The sequence below is a fragment of the Vogesella mureinivorans genome (assembly GCF_007644035.1).
Taxonomy (GTDB): domain Bacteria; phylum Pseudomonadota; class Gammaproteobacteria; order Burkholderiales; family Chromobacteriaceae; genus Vogesella; species Vogesella mureinivorans.
Window position 1 is genome coordinate 1 of the sequence record NZ_VMTV02000279.1, and the last position, 282, is coordinate 282.

Here is a 282-nt window from a genome sequence, read left to right on the forward strand (position 1 = left end):
TGGCCCGCCCCTTGCTCGGGACTGGAGGCAAGGAGTCGCCCGTGGAAAACGCCGCCTATGTCGCCCTGTCCCGCCAGATGACGCTTCGTCGCGAGCTGGACATCGTCGCCAACAACATCGCCAACGCCGACACCACCGGCTTCAAGGTGGAGCAGCTGATGGTCGGAACCGAGATCGGTCAGCGGGCGCGCAACCATGGCATTCGCCCCTCGGCCAGCTTCGTGCTGGACAACGGCGTGGGCCGCGATTTCGGCCAGGGCGCCCTCAGCCAGACCGGCCGCA

The 282-nt window shown here is 67.7% G+C and carries 1 protein-coding gene; it reads left to right on the top strand.

Annotation, left to right across the window (positions count from 1 at the left end; genetic code table 11):
- Positions 1-41: 41 nt before the first annotated feature.
- On the top strand, positions 42-282 hold a 241-nt coding region (locus FLQ44_RS08270; protein ID WP_240801220.1), incomplete at its 3' end, for a flagellar basal body protein.